This is a genomic window from Mumia spirodelae (assembly GCF_050632745.1).
Taxonomy (GTDB): domain Bacteria; phylum Actinomycetota; class Actinomycetes; order Propionibacteriales; family Nocardioidaceae; genus Mumia.
This window is the reverse complement of the sequence record NZ_JBODSD010000008.1, coordinates 1-15321: the sequence shown is the minus strand read 5'-3', so window position 1 is coordinate 15321 and position 15321 is coordinate 1. Positions and strand designations below refer to the sequence as shown.

Here is a 15321-nt window from a genome sequence, read left to right as displayed (position 1 = left end):
CCCCGCGTGCCCCGCATGCGGTGGTGTGCGACCTACTTGGTGATGTTCTGGTAGATCGGCACGCCCTGCCAGTTGAACTTGACGTTCTCGACGCCCTTGGCAGCGGCGCCCGTCCCGTCGGTGTACCACATCGGCAGACCCGGCATGTCCTCCATGAGGATCGCCTGCGCGTCGACGAAGTCCTGGTAGCGCTGCTCGTCGGAGGTCGCACCGGCCGCCTTGGTCAGCGCCGCGTCGAACTCCGGGTTCGAGTAGTTGCCGTCGTTCGAAGCCGCCCCGGTGCCGTAGATCGGGCCGAGGTAGTTCGAGATCGACGGGTAGTCCGGCTGCCAGCCGGCGCGGAAGAGCGCACCGGTCTTGTTGTTGTCACGGTCGTCGAGGAACTCGTCGAACGTGGCGTAGTACTTCGGCTCCGCGTCGATGCCCAGGGTGTTCTTGATCTGGTTCGACATGGCGTCGACCGACGCCTTGTTGCCCGCACCGTCGGTGTTGGTGGCGATGAGGAGCTTCTTGTTGCCCCAGGGCTCGATGGCCTCGGCCTCGGCCCAGAGCTTCTTGGCCTCGTCGGCGTTGAACTCGAGAACCTCGTTGCCGGGGATCTCGTCGGTCCAGCCCGGCATCGGCGGCGCGCTGAAGTCGCTCGCCGGGGTGCGGGTGCCGAAGAACAGCTTCTCGGTGAGCTCCTCACGGTTGAGGGCCATCGAGACCGCCTTGCGGCGGAGCTTGCCGGCCTCGCCCGTGAAGCCCGGGAGGTCGCTCGGGAACTGGAACGCACCCAGGACCGAACCCGGAGCGGTGATCGCCTCGACCGAGTCGTCGTCCTGGAAGGTCTGCAGCGCGCTGTCCGGGACGGTGTCCAGGACGTCGAGGTTGCCGGCCTGGACATCGGTGTAAGCCGCGTCGGTGTCGGTGTAGACCACGAAGGTCACGCCGCCGTTCTGGGGCTTGCGGGCGCCGTCGTACTCGCCGTTCGGGACGAGACGCAGCTCCTTGTTGTGCTCCCACGCGTCGAGCTTGTAGGGGCCGTTGCCGACCGGGGCCTCACCGTAGGCCTTCATGTCGGCGTAGGCCGACTCCGGCAGCGGGTAGTAGGCCGAGTAGCCGAGGCGCAGCGGGAAGTCCGACTCCGCCTGGTTCAGCTCGATCGTGAAGGTCTTGTCGTCGACGACCTTGAGGCCCTCCATCGTCTTGACGGTGGGGTTCTCCTCCTGAACGGCCTCGTAACCCTTGATCGGGTAGTAGAAGTACGAGGCGTTCTGCGCGTTCGTGCTCAGGGCGCCGTAGTTCCACGCGTCGACGAAGGACTTCGCCGTGACCGGCGTGCCGTCGCTGAACTTCCAGTCCTTGAGCTTGACCGTCCAGAGCTTGTTGTCGTCGGACGTGATCGACTCCGCGACCTCGAGCTCCTGCGACCCATCCTCCTTGTAGGTGATGAGACCCGCGTAGAGCAGGTCGATGACGTTGCCGCCGCCGACCTCGTTGGTGGCCTGCGGAACCAGCGGGTTCTGAGGCTCGGTGGTACGAGCGGTGATGACGGCATCGGTCGAGGAGCTCGACTCGTTGTTGTCGTCATCTCCCCCGCCGCCGCAGGCGGACAGTGTGAGTCCGATCGCTGCGAGCAGCGCCACGCCTCCAAGGCGAGTACGCCGGGAGAGTCGCATTGGAATCCTCCTGTTGTGTTGGGAACGCGCAGAAAACTTTCCGCGGACCCATGGTTACTCGTGATCATCGACCAGAACAGGTCAGGGGCCAGACACTTATCGAAGTGTTACAACCAGCGGGCCTCTTGATCGTGACAGCATTCTTATCAGACCCCCGCAAAGTGCCCAGGAAGCGGGGGCCGAAGCGGTCAACTTGGACACGTAACGGTCACGGCACGACGACGGACCGCCACGCCTCCGGGGCCGGAGACATGGCGGTCCTGGGTCGTACGAGGGGTTGTGCGGGTCAGCCCTTGCGCTTGACGACCTCTTCGGTCGCCTGCGGGAGGACCTCCTTCAGGTCGCCGACGACGCCGAAGTCGACCAGCTCGAAGATGGGCGCCTCCTCGTCCTTGTTGACAGCGACGATCGTCTTGGAGGTCTGCATGCCGGCGCGGTGCTGGATCGCCCCGGAGATGCCGTTGGCGACGTACAGCTGCGGCGAGACCGTCTTGCCGGTCTGGCCGACCTGGAAGCTGTGCGGGTACCAGCCCGAGTCGACGGCCGCACGCGAGGCGCCGACCGCGGCGCCCAGGGCGTCGGCGAACGCCTCGACCTGGGAGAAGTCGCCGCCGGTGCCACGGCCGCCGGAGACGACGATCGCGGCCTCGGTGAGCTCGGGACGGCCGGTGGCCTCACGCGGCTTGGAGTCGGTGATCTTGGCGCCCTTGGCGGCGTCGGAGACGGTGACGGACACCGGCTCGAGGGTCGCCGCGGCCGAAGCCGGCTCCGGGGTCGCCGAGTTGGGCTTGACCGCCACGATCGGGGTGCCCTTGGTGACGGTCGCCTCGACGGTGAAGTTGCCGGCGAAGACGGACTGCGTGGTCTCCACGCCGTCACCGCCCGCACGGACGTCGACGGCGTCGGTGATCAGACCGGACTCGGTCTTGATCGCAAGGCGGCCGGCGATCTCCTTGCCCTCCGCCGAGGAGGACACGAGCACGGCGCCGGGCTGCTTGTCGGCGACCAGCTGGGCCAGCGCCTCGGCCTTGGGGACGACGAGGTACTCGGTCAGCTCGGGGGCGTCGAGGACGTAGACCTTCTCCGCGCCGTACTCGGCGAGGTAGGACTGCGCGGCGTCCGCGCCGGAGCCGATGAACACCGCCGACGGGGTGCCCAGACGGCGGGCGAGCGTCAGGAGCTCGCCGGTGGTCTTGCGGACGGTGCCGTCGACGTGGTCGACGAGAACGAAAATCTCACTCATCTGTCGCTGCTCCTCAGACGAACTTCTTCGACGCGAGGAACTCGGCCAGCTTGACGCCGCCGTCTCCCTCGTCGGTGACGATCTCGCCGGCGGTCCGCGGGGGGCGCGGCGCGAACGAGAGGACCTTGGTCCAGGCGGCGTCCAGGCCGACCTCGGACGCCTCGATGCCGAGGTCGGACAGCGTGAGGTCCTCGACCGGCTTCTTCTTCGCCGCCATGATGCCCTTGAAGGACGGGTAGCGCGGCTCGCCCGACTGGTCCGTCACCGACACGACCGCCGGAGCGGTGGCGGTGATGGTCTCGGTCGCGACGTCGCCGTCACGGCGCACGGTCACCGTCGAGCCGTCGACGGTGATCTCCGAGCCGTAGGTGACCGCGGGGAGGCCGAGGCGCTCGGCGACCATGGTCGGGACGACACCCATCGTGCCGTCGGTCGAGCTCATGCCGAAGAACACGAGGTCGTACTCGAGCGTGCCCAGGGCCTTGGCGAGGATCAGCGACGTCGCGACGGCGTCGGAGCCGGCGATGTCGTCGTCCTCGACGTGGACGCCCTTGTCGGCACCCATCTGCAGCGCCTTGCGGACCGCGTCGGCGGCGTCGGCCGGGCCGACCGTCAGCACGGTCACCTCGCCGTCGTTCTCCTCCGCGACCTGCAGCGCCTGCTCGACGGCGTACTCGTCGAGCTCGGAGAGCAGGCCGTCGACACCTTCACGGTCAACGGTGCTGTCCGACGAGTCAAAGGACCGGTCCGCCGTAGCATCCGGTACGTACTTCACACAGACGACGATGTTCATGGCCTACTCGGCCCCTCCTGTGGAGTCGCTTCTTCAACACGGCGCTCGCACGGGACGCGCGTCGCGGCAGCCGCGGGCGGCTGCGTGCTGGATCGTGAGACGACCCCGCAACCCTTACGTTACCGACAGGTAACCTCTCTGACGAGGTCGTCACGGGTGGCGTGGGTCACACACTGACCCTGCTTTCCTTCGGCCTCCCGCAGCGGTGGCTCGCAGCCGAAGGGCTTCCGAGAGGTCGTCAGCGACGGGCGCTGCGACACTGAGCCACATGTCCGAGCCTAGGGCACTGCCCAGAACGCTCACCATCCTGGTCGGGTCCGCGGCGTTCGTCGTCGTCGCCGGGGTCATGAGCATCAACGGGATCGCCGGTCCGACGTTCCTCGCCGTGTGCATGACGGTGACCGTCCAGCCCCTGCGCCGGGTGCTCTCCCGGTGGGGTCTGCCCGACTGGGTCGGCACGGTCGCGTGCATCGTCGCCGTGTACGCGATCCTGCTCGTCCTGGCCGGTGCGCTCGTCCTCGCCGGCGCCCGCTTCGCCCAGCTCGTCGGGTCGTACGAGCTCGAGTTCGAGCGCTGGCTCGCCGACCTGAAGGAGCTCCTCAACGGCTGGGGCGTCGACCAGACGGACCTCAACCAGATCTTCGCCCACCTCGACATCCAGGCGCTGGCGCCGTACGTGGCCGGTCTGGTCTCGAGCGCCACCTCGGTCACCGGCAACCTGTTCCTCATCCTCCTGCTGCTGCTGTTCATGGCCTTCGACGGGAGCGTGATGCCCCGGCTCGCGGCACGGGTCCCCGAGCGCCACCGAGCGACGGTCGACGCGCTCGCCGACTTCGCCTCCGGGACCCGCCGCTACTTCGTCGTCGCGACCGTCTTCGGGCTGATCGTCGCCGTCGGTGACGTCATCCTGCTGTACGCGCTGGGCGTCCCCGACCCGTGGCTGTGGGGCGTGCTGTCGCTGATCACCGGCTACATCCCCAACATCGGCTTCCTCCTCGGCCTGATCCCGCCGGCGATGCTCGCGCTGCTCGACTCCGGCTGGCAGACCGCGCTGTGGGTCGTGGTCGGCTACTGCGTCATCAACTTCGTCGTGCAGTCGGTCTTCCAGCCCAAGATCGTCGGCGACTCGGTCGGGCTCTCGGCGACGGTCAGCATGCTGTCGCTGATCTTCTGGACGCTGATCCTCGGCGCGTGGGGCGCGATCCTCGCGATCCCGGCCACGCTGCTGGTCAAGAAGCTCCTCGTCGACCGCGACCCCGACACGCGGTGGCTCTCACCGTTCATCGCCGGCCGCGAGCCGGTGGGGTGACGCGATGGTCGAGAGCAGCGCGGACCTCCCCTCCTCCGGCGCGGCACCGTTCACCGATGCCGCGTGGCCGGTCCTGCCGGTGGCGGCGTGGGCGGACACCCGCGACACGCTGCACCGCTGGCTGCAGATGGTCGGCAAGGTCCGCCTGGCGCTTCTGGCGCTCGCTGGTGAGTGCGACCCGGGTGCTGACCACGTTCCGCGGCCGATTCGACGGCAAGGCGAGCCCGACCCACTTCTTCTGGGGGTCGTTCGACCTCGCGTCCACGCTGTTCTCCGGCCGCCCGGCTCCCCCGCACCCCGGTGGCGTCCCGCACTGCCCCGACCGCGTGACGCGCGAGGCGTACCGCAGCGAGCTCTGGAGCTGCGGATACTGGCCCGGCGGTGAGCGCGAGGGCGACTTCTACGCGTACGCCTACCCGTCGACCCCCGACCTCGCGCAGTGGCCGGTACAGCCGAGCGGCGCGCGCTGGGACGACGGGCTCGGCGAGTTCGTGCTCCCGTACGAGGCGGTCCGGACGGCAGACGATCCGGACGAGATGCTGACGTCGTTCCTCACCTCGACGTTCGCGGCCGCGCGGACGAGCGCCCGGTGGCCGGCGCCGGGGTAGCGCGAGAGGTTGCACGCCGGGTGGCAGCGCCGTACCGGCGTCGCTAGCGTGACGGGCACCCCGGGAGCCAGGAGGCACCATGTCGTACCAGCAACCGCCCACCGGAGACCCGCGACAGTTCCCCGAGCCCGATCCCGACACCCCGAGCGGCCTGTCGGTCGACGCGGGCAAGCTCTGGGCCGGCGGCGTCGCGACCGCCGTCGTGGCCGGGCTCGCCGCGGTCGTCGGCCTCCTCGTCTGCCGCGGGGTCCTCGACATCGCCGTCCTGGTGCCGTCCGGCGGCGGACACTGGGATGTCGCGTCGACGGTCCCGTACGCCGCCGTCGCCGTCGGCGGCGCGCTGCTGGCCACCGCCCTGATGCACCTGCTCCTCCTCACGACACCCCGTCCGCGGCTGTTCTTCGGCTGGATCATGGTGCTCGTCGCGGTGATCGTGGGCGTCCTGCCCTTCACCGTCGACGTGCCGCTGAAGGAGCAGGTCGCGAGCGCCGTGGTCGGCGTCGTGGTCGTGATCATCGTCGCGACGCTGGTGTCGGGCACGGCCGACCGGTCCGTCCGCAACGCCCCCCGCGCCTGAGCCGGCACGCCCGCCGTACGCTGCGGGCGTGGAACCGACGAAGCCGCAGATGGTGATCACCGGCGAACGCACCGTGCCGGGGATCTGGCACGAGAACTACTGGTTCCGTCGTCACGAGGTCGTGTACGAGGCGCTGCGGGCACAGGTGCGCGGCCGCGCCGTGCTCGAGGCCGGCTGCGGCGAGGGCTACGGCGCCGACCTCCTGAGCCGGGACGCGGCCTCGCTCGTCGCGCTCGACTACGACGCGTACGCGACCGGGCACGTCCGCACGGCGTACCCCGACGTCCCGGTCGTCCGCGCGAACCTCGTCGCCCTGCCGTACGCCGACGCGTCCTTCGACGTCGTCGTGAGCCTGCAGACCGTCGAGCACCTCTGGGACCAGGACGCGTTCGTCGCCGAGTGCGTGCGGGTGCTGCGCCCGGGCGGCACGCTGGTCGTCAGCACGCCCAACACGCTGACGTTCCCGCCGGGCAACATCTACCACCCGAAGGAGCTCGAGCCCGACGAGCTGCGCACGCTCGTCGCCGCGCACGCGCGGGTCACCTCGCTCGTCGGGCTGCACCACGGACCCCGCCTCGCCGCGTGGGAGGAGACGCACGGGTCCCTCGTCGACGCGCAGATCGCGGGGCCGTACGAGCAGTGGCCGGCGCCGGTGGCGGAGCTGGTGCGGTCGGTCCGGACCGACGACTTCGTGCTGCGCGAGGGCGACGGCGACGACCTGGCCGCTTCGCTCGACCTCGTCGTCACCGCCACCCGTGCCTGAGACCCGCTGCCGGCTCCACGTCCGCTGCTGACGGCGGATCCGCCGACGGCTGCGCTGCCCACAGCCGCACCGCTGGATCGGGCGACCTCCGGCGCCCCACGGTGGAGGCATGACCGACACCAGACCACCCTTCTTCGACACCACCGCACGCCAGCACCTGCTCGCCCGACGGGTCCTCGTGCTCGACGGCGTGCTCGACGACGACAACGGCACGCTCCTCGCCACCCAGCTCCTCACGCTCGCCGCCGACGATCCCTCCGGGGACGTCGCGCTGTGGATCCACTCCCCTGGCGGCTCGGTGCCGTCGATGCTCGCGCTGCGTGACGTCATGCGGCTCGTCCCGTGCGACGTCTCGACGCTCGCGCTCGGGCTCGCGTGCAGCGCCGGCCAGTTCCTGCTGTCGGCGGGGACGCCCGGCAAGCGGTACGCCCTCGCGCACGCCCGCGTCCTCATGCACCAGGGCTCGGCCGGGATCGGCGGGACCGCGGTGGAGATCGAGGTCCAGGCCGACGACCTGCGCCACACCCGCGACACCGTGCTGGCGCTGGTCGCCGAGGACACCGGGCAGCCGGTCGAGCGGATCTTCGAGGACTCGCTGCACGACCGCTGGTACACCGCGCCCGAGGCGCTCGCCTACGGGTTCGTCGACCACGTCGTGGACAGCTTCGACCAGGTGATGCCCTCGCGGCGCCGCACGATCGGCATCGGGGTCGCGCAGGTCGGAGGGGCCCGATGAGCACGTACACGATCCCCAACGTCATCGCGAGCCACCCGCGCGGCGAGCGGGTCATGGACGTCTACTCGCACCTGCTCACCGAGCGGATCGTCTACCTCGGCACGGCGATCGACGCCGGCGTCGCCAACGCCCTGATCGCCCAGCTCCTGCACCTCGAGGCGGACAACCCCGACAGCGAGATCAGCCTGTACGTCAACTGCGAGGGCGGGGACGAGACGGCGATGCTCGCGGTCTACGACACGATGCAGCACATCCGCTCCCCCATCGCGACGGTCTGCGTCGGGCAGGCGATCGCCGCGGGCGCGGTGCTGGTCGCCGGTGGCGAACCCGGTCGCCGCGCGAGCCTGCCGCACGCGCGCTTCGTGCTGCACCAGCCGGCGGCGCGGGGTCAGGGCACGATCCCGGACCTGATCCTCCAGGCGGACGAGGTCGTCAGGGTCCGCAACGAGATGGAGGCGATCTTGTCCGCGCACACCGGCCAGACGATCGAGACGCTGCGGCACGACACGGACCGCGACCGGGTCTTCTCGGCGACCGCGGCGCAGGCGTACGGCCTGGTGGACGCGGTCATGGAGCAGCGGGAGGTGCCGGCGGCGAGGGCGTCGTGATCAGACCGCCAGGGCCTTCGGGCCGTGGTCGAGGGACGTGCCGGCGTAGAGGTCCCGCCGCAGCTCGCCCGAGACGTGCTCCGTGAGGTCGAGGAGGGTGGTCCCGAGGGCACCGGCGACGGCGGCGATGATCTCGCTCGACGGCTCCTTGCGGCCACGCTCCACCTCGGAGAGGTACTGCGGCGAGATGCCGGCGCGCGCGGCGGTGTCGGACAGCCGGTGGCCGCGCTCGAGCCTCAACGCCCGGATCCGGCGACCGAGCACGTCGCGCCACAGCGGCTCGGGCTCGACGGCCGCGGGCCGGCGGCGGGGTCCGATCCTGATGACGTCACCCATGCTCGGATGCTAGGCCGTCGTCGTCGGCGACGGGAGGGCGTTCTGCTGTGGGCAGATCAGACCGCGGGAGGGGGTGGGGCGCCGAGGTCCCGCGCCTCGGCCTGCTCCTCCGCGACCTCGGCGGTGTAGCGCTGGATCTCCGCCCACTCCGCCAGGTCGTCGCGGCGGCTCTTGACCACCCGGCCCGGCAGCCCTGCGACGATCGCGAAGTCCGGGTACTCGCCGCGTGCGACGGTGTGGGCGGCGAGGACGACGCCGCGGCCGGTGCGCGTCCCGCGCAGGACGCTCGCCTTGACGCCGATCCACGAGTCGGGACCGATCCGGACCGGCGAGACGACGAGTCCCTGGTCCTTGATCGGCTTCGCGAGGTCGAGCGTCACGTGGTCGAAGTCGCAGATGTAGGTCCAGTCCGAGATGATCGTCGCCGCCCCGATCTCGATGTCGAGGTGCGCGTTGACGATGTTGTCCGAACCCATGACGACCTTGTCCCCGAGCCGCAGCGTGCCGTTGTGGGCGCGCAGCACCGTCCGGTCGCCGAGGTGCACGAACGCACCCAGGACCACCCGGCCGTACGGGGGCTTGTCCTCGACGACCACGTCCTTGCCGAGGAACACCATCCCCTCGGTGACCACGTGCGGGTAGCGCCGCGTGAACCGCCAGAACCGCCAGTAGCGGACCAGGTGGTACCAGGTCCACGCGCGGTGCCGGCGTACCCACCTCAGCGAGTCGAGGGTCACGAAGCGCGCCGGGCGCGGGGCGGTCATGGCCGGTGGGCGGTCACGGCTTGGTCGCCGACACCGAGACGTTGTAGTAGAGACCCTTCGGGACGACCGGGGTCAGGGCCTTGTCCAGCGCGGACAGCCGCAGCCACGACTTGTAGGCGAACATCCGCCAGCGCAGCCCGAGCTTCTCCTCCGGCACCGCCGCCTCGAAGGTGCGCACCGGCCAGCCGAACCACGACGCGGTGAGCTCCTCGGTCGCCGTACGCACGTTGACGCCGCCGGCGCGGAGCACGAGGCGCTCCAGCGCGGCCGGCTCGAACGTGTGCAGGTCGACGACGGCCTCGAGCGCGGCCGCACGCGAGGACTCGTCGAGCTCCTCGGCGGGACGCGACCACGCCTTGAGCGGACCGAGCCTGGTGGCGTGGGTGGTCGCCCACCACGTGAGGCGCGACAGGCGGCGCGCCACGAAGTCGCCGCGCGTCGTCGGCTCGCCGCAGATCACGAGGCGACCGCCCGGGCGCAGCACCCGCAGCATCTCGCGGAACGCCTTCTCGACGTCCGGGATGTGGTGGATGACGGCGTGGCCGATGACGAGGTCGAAGGACGCGTCGGGGTACGGCAGCTCCTCCGCGTCGGCGGCCTGGCCGTCGAGGGCGAAGCCGAGCCCCTCCGCGTTGCGCTTGGCGACCTCGACCATCCCCGGGGAGATGTCGGTCACCGTGCCCTTGTCGATGACGCCCGCGAGCATGAGGTTGAGCGTGAAGAAGCCGGTGCCCGCACCGATCTCGAGGCTGCGCCCGTACGGCCAGCCCGCCTCGCCGGCGACGGCGACGAAGCGGTCGCGGGCGTAGGAGATGCACCGCTCGTCGAACGAGATCGACCACTTCTCGTCGTAGGTCTGCGCCTCCCAGTCGTGGTAGAGCACCTGGGCGAGCTTGGTGTCGGACCAGGCGGCCTCGACCTCGTCGGCGGTGGCGTGCGGGTTGGGGGTGGTGGTGCTCATCGGGCTACTTCCCCTCGAAGGTGGCCTTGCCGGGGCCGTTCTCGATGAACGACCGCATGCCGGTCTTCTGGTCCTCGGTGGCGAACAGCGCGGCGAACGCGTGACGCTCGATCTCGAGCCCGGTCGCGAGGTCGACCTCGAGCCCGCGGTCGACGACCTCCTTGATCGCCCGCAGCGCGAGCGAGGCGCCGCCGACGAACTGGCGGGCCCACTCGACGGCCTCCTCGTACACCGACTCGGCCGGGACCACGCGGTCGACGAGCCCGATCGCGAGCGCTTCGGCGGCGTCGACCTGGCGGCCGGTGAACATGATGTCCTTGGCCTTCGCCGGGCCGACGAGGCGCGAGAGGCGCTGGGTGCCGCCCGCCCCCGGGATGATGCCGAGGAGGATCTCGGGCTGGCCGAGCTTGGCGTTCTCGGCGACGAAGCGCACGTCGGTGGCGAGCGCGAGCTCGCAGCCGCCTCCGAGGGCGTACCCGGTGATCGCGGCGACCGTCGGCTTCGGGATGGCCGCGACCGCGTTCAGGGCGGCCTGCAGGGCCTGGGCCCGGACGTTCATCTCCGGGTAGGTGAGGTCGGCCATCTCCTTGATGTCCGCCCCGGCGGCGAAGACGCGCTCCCCGCCGTAGACGACGACGGCGGCCACGTCGTCGCGCGTCGCGGCCTCGATCGCGGACTCGGCGAGCTCGGTCTGCAGCTGCAGGCTGATCGCGTTCATCTTCGGCCGGTCCAGCCGGATCGTCCCGACGCCGTCGGACACCTCGAGCCTGACGAGCTCACCCATGGACGCTGCCTCTCCTCGTGCGGGTCGGCCTGATGCCGATGTCGCTGCGTGACAGTCCTGCTGTCGACGTCTTCGTGGGTCCGAGGGTAGCGAACGCCACACGCGCGGGGCTGAGGGCGTGGGTGCCGTACCCCATGATGGAGGGCATGGCCGAGACCTGGGCGTACGAGCGCCACCCCAGCGCATCGGGGAGTCCCCACCCCCTCGGCGCGCAGCCCGTCGTGTCCGGCACCAACTTCGCCGTGCACGCCCCGCGGGCCCGCCGCGTCCGGCTCCACCTGCCCGGCGTGGGGTCGTACGAGCTGGAGTCCCGGACGGGGTCCGTCTGGCACACCGAGGTGCGGGGGATCGGGCCCGGGCAGGAGTACGCCTTCGAGGTCGACGGCACCCGCGTCCTCGACCCGTACGCCAAGCACGTCGCCGGCGGCCTCGAGGGCAACACGTCGCGGCTGCGCGCGTACGTCGCCGACACCGGCTTCGACTGGTCCGGCGACGCCCCGCCGCGGACGCCGTGGGACCGGACGGTCGTGTACGAGGCGCACGTGCGAGGGCTCACGATGCAGCACCCGGACGTGCCGGAGGAGCTGCGCGGGACGTACGCCGGCCTGGCGCACCCCGCGACGCTCGACCGGCTCGTCGCGCTCGGCGTCACCGCTGTCGAGCTGCTGCCCGTCCACCACTTCGTCACCGAGCCGAGCATCGCCGACCGCGGCCTCGTCAACTACTGGGGCTACAACACGGTCGCCTTCTTCGCGCCGCACGCGCCGTACGCGGCGACCGACGACCCCGTGCGCGAGTTCAAGGAGATGGTCCGGGCCCTGCACGGGCGGGGCCTCGAGGTGATCCTCGACGTCGTCTACAACCACACCGCCGAGGGCGGCGAGGGCGGTCCGGCGATCCACCTGCGGACGCTCGACGACACCGGCTACTACCGGCACGCGCAGGGCCACTACTTCGACGTCACCGGGTGCGGCAACACCGTGCGCGCCGACTCCGCCCCCGCCTCGGCGCTGATCGTGGAGTCGCTGCGCTACTGGGTGCGGGAGATGCACGTGGACGGGTTCCGCTTCGACCTCGCCTCCGCTCTGGCCCGCGCCGGCCGGGGCCGCATCAACCTCCCCCACTCGGTGATCGAGACGATCAGCCGCGACCCGGTGCTTCGCGCGGTCAAGCTGGTCGCCGAGCCGTGGGACGCGAGCATGGACGGCTACCTCGTCGGCGGCTACCCGCACGGGTGGAGCGAGTGGAACGACGGCTTCCGCGACGACGTGCGCGACTTCTGGCGCGGGCACGGGGGCGGCGTCGCGGGCATCGCGACCCGGCTCGCGGGGTCGTCGCAGGTGTTCGAGCCGAGTGGCCGGCCGCCGCAGGCGTCGGTCAGCTTCGTCACCGCGCACGACGGCTTCACGCTGCGCGACCTGGTGTCGTACGACGACAAGCACAACGAGGCCAACGGCGAGGACAACCGCGACGGGCACTCCGACAACCGCTCCTGGAACTGCGGGGTCGAGGGCGAGACCGATGACGTCGACGTGCTCGCCCTGCGCCGCCGTCAGGCCGCCAACCTCGTCGCGACCACGCTGCTCTCCGCCGGCGTCCCGATGCTGCGTGCCGGCGACGAGCTCGGCCAGACGCAGGGCGGCAACAACAACGCGTACTGCCACGACTCCCCCATGACCTGGCTGCCGCCGGTCGCGGAGGTGGGCTGGGAGCACGTGCGCGAGGTCGTCACCCGGCTGACGGCGCTGCGGGCCGAGCACCCGGTTCTGCGGACGACGCGGTTCTTCACCGGCGCGGTGTCGCCCGACGACGGCCGCGAGGACCTGAGCTGGCTGCACCCCGACGGGCGCCCGTGGGCCGAGGACGACTGGCACGACCCGGGACTGCGCACGATCGGGATGGCGCTGAACGGCGAGCGCTGCGCGGTCGTCCTCCTCAACTCCGGTGACGAGGGCGTCGCGTGGCAGCTCCCGGGCGGGCCGTGGCCCTGGAAGTACGCGGTCGCGCTCGACACCGCCGACCTCGCGCACGACGCGGCGTACGACTCCGGCGCGTCCGTCGGCGTCGCCGCGCACAGCCTGGTGCTGCTGCTCGAGGCGTCCTGAGACCCGGCGAGAGGTCGGATAGCGTCGGACGCATGTTGCGCATCCCCGTGATGGACGTGTGCCCGGTCGTCGAGCACGGCGCGTACGCCGCCAAGGCCGCCGTCGGAGAGCCGTTCCCGGTCCGGGCACGCATCTTCCGCGAGGGTCACGACGCGCTCGGAGCGGGCGTGGTCCTCGCCGGCCCCGACGGCCGCGACCGGCCGCTGATCCCGCTCCCCCACCTCGACAACGACCACCACGAGGTGTGGGTGACCCTCGACGAGGTCGGGCCGTGGACGTTCCGGATCGAGACCTGGGCCGACCCGTTCGGCACCTGGTTGCACGACGCCCCGGTGAAGGTGGCCGCCGGCGTCGACACGGCGCTGATGCCGGTCGAGGGCGCCCTGCTCCTCGAGCGGGCGGCCAAGGCGCTGCCTCGCGGGCGTACCGGCGAGCGCGCCACGCTGCGCGCTGCGGCCAAGGCGCTGCGCGACAAGACCCGCGAGCCCGCCGAGCGTCTCGCCGCCGCGACCACGCCCGAGGTGCTCGGCATCATGAGCCGCTTCCCGTTGCGGGACCTGCTCGGCAGCACCGCGCCGTACCCCGTCTTCGCCGATCGCGAGCGGGCGCTCGCCGGTGCCTGGTACGAGCTGTTCCCGCGCTCGTTCGGCGGGCTGCGGCCGGCGATCGACCAGCTCGACCGGGTGGCGGAGATGGGGTTCGACGTCGTCTACCTGCCGCCGATCCACCCGATCGGCCGCGTGAACCGCAAGGGCCGCAACAACTCCCTCCAGACCGAGCCCGGCGACCCCGGGTCACCGTGGGCGATCGGCGCCGCGGAGGGCGGGCACGACGCGGTCCACCCCGAGCTCGGCACGATCGACGACCTCGACGCGTTCGTCGCCGCCACGCGCGCCCGCGGCATGGAGGTCGCGCTCGACCTCGCGCTGCAGTGCGCGCCGGACCACCCGTGGGTCGCCGCACACCCCGAGTGGTTCACGACGCGTGCCGACGGCACCATCGCGTACGCGGAGAACCCGCCGAAGAAGTACCAGGACATCTACCCGCTCAACTTCGACAACGATCCGGAGGGTCTGTACGCCGAGGTGCTGCGGGTCGTGCGGCACTGGATGGCCCACGGCGTCCGCGTGTTCCGCGTCGACAACCCGCACACGAAGCCGGTGCCGTTCTGGGAGCGCCTGCTCGCCGAGGTCCGCCGCACGGATCCGGACGTCGTCTTCCTCGCCGAGGCGTTCACGCGCCCCGCGATGATGCGCTCGCTCGGCACGGTCGGGTTCCACCAGTCCTACACCTACTTCACCTGGCGCGAGACCAAGGCGGAGCTCACGTCGTACCTCGAGGAGGTCTCGGGCCGCAAGGCGTACGCGATGCGCCCGACGTTCTGGGTCAACACCCCCGACATCCTCCCGGCGCACCTGCAGACCGGCGACCCCGCGATGTTCCGGCTGCGCGCGGTGCTGGCCGCGACCGGCGCCCCCTCCTGGGGGATGTACTCCGGCTTCGAGCTGCTCGAGCACACGCCGCTGCGCCCGGGGTCCGAGGAGTACCTGGACTCGGAGAAGTACGAGGTCAAGCACCGCGACTACGACGTGGAGCACTCGCTCGCGCCGTTCGTGGCGCGGCTCAACGAGATCCGCCGCGAGCACCCCGCGCTGCGACAGCTGCACCGGCTCCGCGTCCACGACAACGACTCCGAGCAGGTCCTCTGCTTCTCGCGGCGCCACCTCACGGAGCAGGACGACGACGTGGTGATCGTGGTCGCCAACCTCGAGCCCGGCGTCGTCCACGAGACCACGGTCCACCTCGACCTGCCGGCGCTGGGCATCGGATGGGGCGAGCGCTTCGCGGTCCGCGACGAGCTCACGGGCGACGTCTTCGACTGGGGCGAGGACAACTACGTCAAGCTGGGCGGCGACACCGAGGTCGCGCACGTGCTGACCGTGCTGCGCTAGCTGTGATGTCCAGGCACGTTGGTCGAGATCGTGTGACGACTCGGTCTGAGGTGTAGATGGGTGAAGGCCTCCTGGTGTGGAGTGGAGCTGTCTAAGGAACCGCTCCGCCACCAAGGAGGCC

General features: G+C 71.0%; 15 protein-coding genes and 1 pseudogene. 9 read left to right on the top strand and 7 right to left on the bottom strand.

From position 1 onward, the window contains the following. Positions 1-32: 32 nt before the first annotated feature. The 3 genes from ACQSSQ_RS23760 to ACQSSQ_RS23750 all read right to left on the bottom strand — a co-directional run bounded on the left by ACQSSQ_RS23760 (position 33) and on the right by ACQSSQ_RS23750 (position 3697). A complete protein-coding gene (locus ACQSSQ_RS23760; RefSeq protein WP_431329635.1) occupies positions 33-1628 on the bottom strand; it encodes a peptide ABC transporter substrate-binding protein in 1596 nt (531 codons plus the stop codon). A 319-nt stretch (positions 1629-1947) separates the two neighbouring features. Next, positions 1948-2904: an electron transfer flavoprotein subunit alpha/FixB family protein gene (locus tag ACQSSQ_RS23755; RefSeq protein ID WP_431329634.1), complete on the bottom strand. Its 957-nt coding sequence runs from the start codon at positions 2902-2904 to the stop codon at positions 1948-1950. Between the two features lie 13 nt (positions 2905-2917). Beyond that, positions 2918-3697 carry an electron transfer flavoprotein subunit beta/FixA family protein gene (locus tag ACQSSQ_RS23750; protein WP_431329633.1) on the bottom strand — a complete coding sequence of 260 codons (780 nt, stop codon included), beginning with the start codon at positions 3695-3697 and terminating at the stop codon, positions 2918-2920. Between the two features lie 268 nt (positions 3698-3965). Here ACQSSQ_RS23750 and ACQSSQ_RS23745 point away from each other — a divergent pair, with 268 nt between their 5' ends. The 7 genes and pseudogenes from ACQSSQ_RS23745 to ACQSSQ_RS23715 all read left to right on the top strand — a co-directional run bounded on the left by ACQSSQ_RS23745 (position 3966) and on the right by ACQSSQ_RS23715 (position 8298). Beyond that, positions 3966-5006 (top strand): AI-2E family transporter, encoded by a 1041-nt coding sequence (locus tag ACQSSQ_RS23745; RefSeq protein ID WP_431329632.1) that lies wholly within the window; start codon positions 3966-3968, stop codon positions 5004-5006. 4 nt (positions 5007-5010) lie between these two features. Beyond that, positions 5011-5151 (top strand): annotated as a pseudogene (locus tag ACQSSQ_RS23740) (DUF5996 family protein); the annotation flags it as partial. A 22-nt stretch (positions 5152-5173) separates the two neighbouring features. Then, a complete protein-coding gene (locus ACQSSQ_RS23735) occupies positions 5174-5614 on the top strand; it encodes a DUF5996 family protein (protein WP_431329631.1) in 441 nt (146 codons plus the stop codon). Between the two features lie 79 nt (positions 5615-5693). Beyond that, positions 5694-6191 carry a DUF6069 family protein gene (locus ACQSSQ_RS23730; protein WP_431329630.1) on the top strand — a complete coding sequence of 166 codons (498 nt, stop codon included), beginning with the start codon at positions 5694-5696 and terminating at the stop codon, positions 6189-6191. A 28-nt stretch (positions 6192-6219) separates the two neighbouring features. Continuing rightward, the gene (locus ACQSSQ_RS23725; protein WP_431329629.1) at positions 6220-6954 is read left to right on the top strand and encodes a class I SAM-dependent methyltransferase; all 735 of its coding nucleotides are present in this window, start codon (positions 6220-6222) and stop codon (positions 6952-6954) included. A 109-nt stretch (positions 6955-7063) separates the two neighbouring features. Beyond that, positions 7064-7690: a ClpP family protease gene (locus ACQSSQ_RS23720; RefSeq protein ID WP_431329628.1), complete on the top strand. Its 627-nt coding sequence runs from the start codon at positions 7064-7066 to the stop codon at positions 7688-7690. Beyond that, a complete protein-coding gene (locus tag ACQSSQ_RS23715; protein ID WP_431329627.1) occupies positions 7687-8298 on the top strand; it encodes a ClpP family protease in 612 nt (203 codons plus the stop codon). Before ACQSSQ_RS23720 ends, ACQSSQ_RS23715 begins: the two co-directional genes overlap by 4 nt. Here ACQSSQ_RS23715 and ACQSSQ_RS23710 read toward each other — a convergent pair whose 3' ends face one another. The 4 genes from ACQSSQ_RS23710 to ACQSSQ_RS23695 are packed head-to-tail and all read right to left on the bottom strand — an operon-like array spanning position 8299 to position 11143. After that, positions 8299-8634: a helix-turn-helix domain-containing protein gene (locus tag ACQSSQ_RS23710; RefSeq protein WP_431329626.1), complete on the bottom strand. Its 336-nt coding sequence runs from the start codon at positions 8632-8634 to the stop codon at positions 8299-8301. Between the two features lie 56 nt (positions 8635-8690). Next, complete coding sequence (locus ACQSSQ_RS23705) at positions 8691-9398, bottom strand: acyltransferase (RefSeq protein WP_431329625.1); 708 nt, start codon at positions 9396-9398, stop codon at positions 8691-8693. A 13-nt stretch (positions 9399-9411) separates the two neighbouring features. Further along, positions 9412-10359, bottom strand: a complete 948-nt coding sequence (locus ACQSSQ_RS23700; protein WP_431329624.1) for a class I SAM-dependent methyltransferase — start codon at positions 10357-10359, stop codon at positions 9412-9414. Positions 10360-10363: 4 nt separating this feature from the next. Next, positions 10364-11143, bottom strand: a complete 780-nt coding sequence (locus ACQSSQ_RS23695; protein WP_431329623.1) for an enoyl-CoA hydratase/isomerase family protein — start codon at positions 11141-11143, stop codon at positions 10364-10366. A gap of 146 nt (positions 11144-11289) precedes the next feature. On the opposite strand from ACQSSQ_RS23695, the gene glgX reads away from it, so the two are divergent. Together glgX and ACQSSQ_RS23685 are read left to right on the top strand one after the other, a co-directional pair. Then, positions 11290-13248: a glycogen debranching protein GlgX gene (gene glgX / locus ACQSSQ_RS23690; protein WP_431329622.1), complete on the top strand. Its 1959-nt coding sequence runs from the start codon at positions 11290-11292 to the stop codon at positions 13246-13248. Between the two features lie 32 nt (positions 13249-13280). After that, a complete protein-coding gene (locus ACQSSQ_RS23685; protein WP_431329621.1) occupies positions 13281-15200 on the top strand; it encodes an alpha-1,4-glucan--maltose-1-phosphate maltosyltransferase in 1920 nt (639 codons plus the stop codon). The last annotated feature ends 121 nt before the right edge of the window (positions 15201-15321 follow it).